Consider the following 6,090-nt stretch of genomic DNA (forward strand, 5'->3'; position numbering starts at 1 on the left):
ATGCCTGAATTACCAGAAGTCGAAACCACCCGAAAAGGCATTGCGCCTTATATAGAAAATCAGCGGGTTGAGCAGGTGGTTATTCGTGATGCGCGACTTCGGTGGCCCATCACCGATAAACTTGATGAAAAACTCTGTGGCAAGATAATTCAATCCGTCAGTCGCCGCGCCAAATATTTATTGCTCACCACGACGGAGGGTACCTTATTCATTCATTTAGGTATGTCCGGTCGGTTACGCGTATTGACTGCATTTCAGCCCGCTGAAAAACATGATCATGTGGACATTGTATTTGCCAATAATATTATTCTGCGTTTTACCGATCCACGTCGTTTTGGTGCCGTTTTATGGACCAGTGAACCTCCCCTGCTACATCCATTGTTACAACACTTAGGGCCAGAGCCGCTGGAAGAAACTTTTGATGCTGCCTACTTGTTCAAACGCAGTCGCAAACGCCAGGTAAGTATCAAAACGTTTATCATGAATGCCGAAGTGGTTGTCGGAGTTGGAAATATTTATGCCAGCGAATCATTATTTCTCTCCGGAATACATCCCCAGCTCATCGCTGCAAATCTCAGCCGGAAACAAGCGGAAAAACTGGTGGCAGCGATCAAATTGACGCTGAAAAAAGCCATTGCAGCAGGAGGCACAACGCTACGCGATTTTCGTGATAGTGATGGTAAGCCGGGCTATTTTGCTCAGGAGTTGTGGGTATATGCACGGCAGAACCTGGACTGTAAACAATGCGGGCATCCCATCGAATTGATTCGACAGTCACAGCGGGCTACTTATTTCTGTCCGCAATGCCAAAAAGTTAAAGCCTAGCATCGCCAATAGGGAGAGGAAAAACAATTACTTGCCGTGTTTACCGCGTGGAAAAATACTCTGCCAGCAAACGAATTTCAGTCTCGGTGTAAGCTGGAGCATGATGTCGCATTACTGAAGACTCTCGCTCTCCGTTAGCAAACGCCTGCATCTGTTGGATAAAGTAATCAGGCTGCAGGCCGGCGAGTTTGGGCATTTCGCCTTTGCTGTAACCGTTTGTGCCATGACAACCGGCACAGGAGGATGCCAGTAATGCAATATTGGGATCTGCATACACCCAGGTTGAACTGAGCAGTAAAATCAGACAAATCAGCAAACGTTTCATAATTCCTCTTTTGCCGGTTTCACGGCTAACTATCAAGCTACGTTATAATACCCAATCCCCTTTTTGCAAAGTCCATTCATGACCGAGATCATTAAATTAGATGCCATTATTCCCGAGACATTAAATGGCTTGAGAGTAGATCAGGCCCTGGCACAGCTGTTTTCCGAATACTCCCGGGGTCAGCTGACAAAATGGATTAAAGCCGGTGATGTCATGTTGAATCAGCAGGGTTGTCGCCCTAAAGATGCGGTGCGTACCGGTGATCAGATTGAGATTGCCGCGCAACAGGTTATTCACGACGATAACTGGCAGGCAGAACCCATCGCACTGGATATTATTTATGAAGATGATGATGTCTTAATCATTAATAAAGCTGCTGGCATGGTAGTTCATCCCGGTGCTGGTAATCAGAATGGCACCATGGTCAATGCCCTATTGGCGCACGTTCCACAACTTACCCATATCCCCCGTGCCGGGATTGTACATCGTATTGATAAAGATACTACTGGCCTGTTGATGGTCGCTAAAAGTCTGCAAGCACATCATTCATTAATCAGCCAATTGCAACAACGCACTGTAATACGCGAGTATCAGGCAATTGCCTGTGGTGTGTTTACCGCTGGTGGTACCGTAGATGCTCCCATTGGTCGTCATCATGTTGATCGTAAACGCATGGCGGTGACACAAAACGGTAAACCTGCCGTGACACACTATCGGATTGAAGAACGCTTTCGGACGCATACCCATCTGCGTTGCAAACTGGAAACCGGTCGAACTCATCAGATTCGTGTACATATGGCGCATATTCGTCATCCTTTATTGGGTGATCCTTTATACGGTGGCCGGTTTAAAACCCCAAGAGGTATGACAGAAAGCTGTCTCAACACTTTGCAAAATACTCGCCGTCAGGCGTTACATGCCGGGTTATTGGGTTTTGATCACCCCACCACTGGTGAGCCGGTCAGCTGGCAGATTCCTTTACCAGAAGATATGCAACGATTACTGGAACTGTTGCGGGTGGATGCAGCCAGTCATACGGATTAACAAGAGGAATTTATTGTGAGGGCAACAAACAATCTGCAAAACATCGTCAGCGTGTTTTTAGCCTTTCTCAGACTTGGTCTGACGGCATTTGGTGGACCTATTGCCCATATTGGCTATTTCCGTACTGAATTTATCAATAAACGCCAATGGCTTTCAGAACAGCAGTTTTCTCAATTACTCGCTGTCACACAATTTCTACCCGGTCCGGCCAGTAGTCAAATGGGTTTTGCCATTGGCCTATTTCGCGCGGGCTGGCTCGGTGCCATTGTTGCGTTCGTTGCGTTCACCCTGCCATCAGCACTGCTGTTATTTGCGTTTGCCAGCATTGCTCATCAACTCGATAATCCGATTGGCATGGCTATTGTTGATGGCTTAAAACTGGTGGCGGTTGCCGTGGTGGCGCATGCCGTTATCAGTATGGCGCAGAAATTAACACCTGACTGGCAGCGGATTGTAATTGCTTCGTTAAGTTTTGTACTGCTGCTGATATTCAACATGGCGTTTATGCAAATCGCTGTGATTGTATTAGGTGGTTTCACGGGCTGGTTTTTATGTCGACAACAACAGCTATCAGCAGATTTTATGTTTCCCGTAAACTACGGCAAACTTACTGCCTGGCTATTGTTCAGCCTTTTTATGCTATTGCTTGTTCTCAGTATGTTTGCCGACAGCCAGCTCAACGTATTCAATATGCTTGCCGGCTTTTATCAGGCCGGTGCATTGGTATTCGGTGGCGGTCATGTTGTATTGCCGTTACTGGAGCAACAAACCGTTGCAACAGGATGGCTCACTACCGATCAGTTTCTAACCGGTTATGGTGCGGCTCAGGCCGTTCCTGGACCAATGTTTACACTGGCGACTTACCTTGGCGCTGAAATCCCGACACAGTTGTCAGTCGGCTGGAATGCCCTGCTGACTACTCTCGCTATATTTATACCGGGTTTTTTATTATTACTGGCCATGCTGCCCTTATGGCAACAACTCGCTCATCTTCGCAATGCTGGTGCTGTAGTGGCGGGTATTAATGCCGCAGTGGTGGGTCTATTAGCCGCAGCGTTATATGACCCCATTTTTACGGAAGGCGTCGATCACTGGCTGGACTTATTGATTGCCTTTGGTGGCTTTTTTATCATTTTTGTTTTGAAGCGCTCGGCTTTATGGACTGTGCTTTTCTGTGTCGTGACGTCTGTACTTATTGCCATACTCTAGCCAATTGCTTCTCCATTGTTAGCGAAACCGCTTATAAGTAATCCCTGTGCCACATACCTACTAAAAAGCCCTTATCAAAGCACGAGGCCAAAAACCTGGCGTCATTTCTGTTCACAAAGAGAAGCTTTCATTTACCTGTAAAAGTTTTCTAATTTTCAGCAGGATGACGTTTTATTAATCTTCGGTATTATGAATATTTTATAATCGGATAAGTTGATTTATATAAATTTCAGCCACAAAAAAGGGGCGATAAACGCCCCTTTCTCAATCAAGCTTTTAGAAAACTGCTTATTTCTTGGCTGCAGCTTCGCGCTCTTTAACTTCTTTAATAACTTCTTCTGACACGTTACGAGGACAAGGCAGGTAGTGTAAGAACTCCATAGAGAACTGACCACGACCAGAAGTCATCGTACGCAAGGTACCGATGTAACCGAACATTTCGCTCAGTGGTACTTCAGCTTTAATACGTACGCCAGTGGCGCCCGCATCTTGCGATTTGATCATGCCACGACGACGGTTCAAGTCACCGATAACATCACCGACGTTATCATCTGGGCAGAACACGTCTACTTTCATGATAGGTTCCAGCAATTGTGGACCTGCTTTCGGAATGGTTTGACGGAACGCGCCCATCGCAGCAATTTCAAAGGCCATTGCTGATGAATCCACCGCATGGAATGCACCATCAAACAAGTTGACTTTAACGTCAAGCAATGGGAAACCAGCCAATACACCACGGCCCATCATTTTCTTGAAGCCGGCTTCAACTGCTGGCCAGTATTCACGAGGAACGCTACCACCGGTTACAGTTGATTCAAAATTGAAACCGCTGCCTGGCTCACCTGGTTCGATGATATAGTCGATACGACCGAACTGACCAGAACCACCTGATTGTTTCTTGTGGGTGTAGCTGTCTTCAATTTTTTGCGTAATGGTTTCACGATAGGCCACTTGTGGCTCACCGACAATAACATCAACGTTGTGGGTACGTTTCAGGATATCTACTTTGATATCCAAATGCAGTTCCCCCATACCTTTCATGATGGTTTCACCGCTGTCATCATCGGTTTCAACACGGAATGAGGGATCTTCTTTAATCATTTTGCCCAGTGCAATACCAAGTTTTTCGGCAGCCGCTTTATCTTTAGGCGCAATCGCGATTGAGATAACAGGATCCGGGAACACCATTGGTTCCAGGGTCGCAGGGTTTTTCGGATCACATAGGGTATGACCAGTTTGTACGTCTTTCATACCAACGATAGCGATAATGTCACCGGCGTGAGCATAATCAAGTTCATTACGGTCATTCGCGTGCATTTCCACCATACGACCTACACGTTCTGTTTTACCCGTGAAAGTGTTGAGAATGGTATCGCCTTTTTTCAATTCACCTGAATAGATACGAACAAAGGTCAACGCGCCAAAACGATCATCCATGATTTTGAATGCCAAAGCACGTAATGGGCCTTTGATATCAACAATCGCGTGTTTGCCTGTTTCGTTACCTTCCAGATCAACTTCTGGCTGTGGATCGACTTCAGTAGGATCCGGCAGATAGTCAACAACCGCATCCAGTACTAACTGCATACCTTTGTTTTTGAATGAGCTACCGCAGTAAGTCGGGAAGAAATCCAGTTTTAATGTACCTTTACGGATGCATCTTTTCAGATCTTCAACCGAAGGCTCTTCACCTTCCAGGTATTTTTCCATCAGATCGTCATCTTGCTCTACAGCAGTTTCGATCAGTTTTTCACGCCATTCTTCGATAGCATCAGCCATATCAGCTGGTGGCTCTTCGATGGTGTAATCTTCAGCGCTCTTGTCATCTTTCCAGATCCACGCTTTGCGGGTCAGCAAATCAACAACACCGGTGAATTCATCTTCGATACCGATTGGCAGAACCATAACCAGCGGCGTCGCCGCCAGAACATCTTCAACCTGTTTTACAACTCGATAAAAGTCAGCACCAATACGGTCTAATTTGTTGACATAGATAAGACGGGAAACTTCAGAGTCATTTGCATAACGCCAGTTGGTTTCGGATTGTGGTTCAACACCGCCACTACCACAGAAAACACCGATACCGCCGTCAAGTACTTTCAGAGAACGGTAAACTTCGATAGTGAAGTCAACGTGGCCTGGGGTATCGATAACGTTCAGGCGGTGACCTTTCCATTCACAGGTAGTCGCCGCTGACTGGATAGTAATACCGCGCTCGGCTTCCTGATCCATGAAATCCATGGTGGATTCACCATCATGTACTTCACCAGACTTATGGATTTTGCCGGTCAGTTTAAGGATACGTTCGGTTGTGGTGGTTTTGCCCGCATCAACGTGGGCGAAAATACCAATATTTCTGTATTTGGATAAATCGGAAGCCATAAATCCTGTCTCTATTGTGTGAATAACCGATGTTGTTTACATCATCAGGGAGTTAAACCCGCAAATTCTAAACTACTATCCTTCGGGATGCATCCCGAATTAACATCGATGCGTGTAAGTGACGTGATAGCAGTCTTTGGTAACGTCAGAATGTTTTCAATTGTTCAGATAGTCCAGGATTTTGCGGTGTTTAACGAAGTTTGTTTTGGGTATACGGATTTAATGGTTGATGGGGCACCTTCACCCCATCAATCTGATACCACCCTCAGATGGTTGATAGATCGACTCCGTAGTTGAGTTCCTCT

At 46.1% G+C, this 6,090-nt stretch carries 5 protein-coding genes; 3 read left to right on the forward strand and 2 right to left on the reverse strand.

Translation table 11 applies throughout. The features are described 5' to 3' along the window. Positions 1-825, forward strand: coding sequence for a bifunctional DNA-formamidopyrimidine glycosylase/DNA-(apurinic or apyrimidinic site) lyase (mutM, locus tag LGT40_RS04070; protein WP_226070959.1), 825 nt, complete (start codon positions 1-3; stop codon positions 823-825). 40 nt (positions 826-865) lie between these two features. Here mutM and LGT40_RS04075 read toward each other — a convergent pair whose 3' ends face one another. Continuing rightward, complete coding sequence (locus LGT40_RS04075) at positions 866-1,150, reverse strand: c-type cytochrome (protein ID WP_226070958.1); 285 nt, start codon at positions 1,148-1,150, stop codon at positions 866-868. Between the two features lie 78 nt (positions 1,151-1,228). Between LGT40_RS04075 and rluD the strand changes: the two genes are divergently transcribed. Further along, positions 1,229-2,194, forward strand: a complete 966-nt coding sequence (gene rluD, locus LGT40_RS04080) for a 23S rRNA pseudouridine(1911/1915/1917) synthase RluD (RefSeq protein ID WP_226070956.1) — start codon at positions 1,229-1,231, stop codon at positions 2,192-2,194. Between the two features lie 15 nt (positions 2,195-2,209). After that, positions 2,210-3,403 (forward strand): chromate efflux transporter, encoded by a 1,194-nt coding sequence (gene chrA / locus LGT40_RS04085; RefSeq protein WP_226070953.1) that lies wholly within the window; start codon positions 2,210-2,212, stop codon positions 3,401-3,403. A 288-nt stretch (positions 3,404-3,691) separates the two neighbouring features. Here chrA and fusA read toward each other — a convergent pair whose 3' ends face one another. Beyond that, entirely contained in the window at positions 3,692-5,785 is a 2,094-nt protein-coding gene (fusA, locus tag LGT40_RS04090; RefSeq protein ID WP_226070951.1) for an elongation factor G, read from the reverse strand. Between the last annotated feature and the right edge of the window lie 305 nt (positions 5,786-6,090).

Origin of the sequence: Methylophaga pinxianii, assembly GCF_020447225.1 — a bacterium.
GTDB lineage: Bacteria > Pseudomonadota > Gammaproteobacteria > Nitrosococcales > Methylophagaceae > Methylophaga > Methylophaga pinxianii.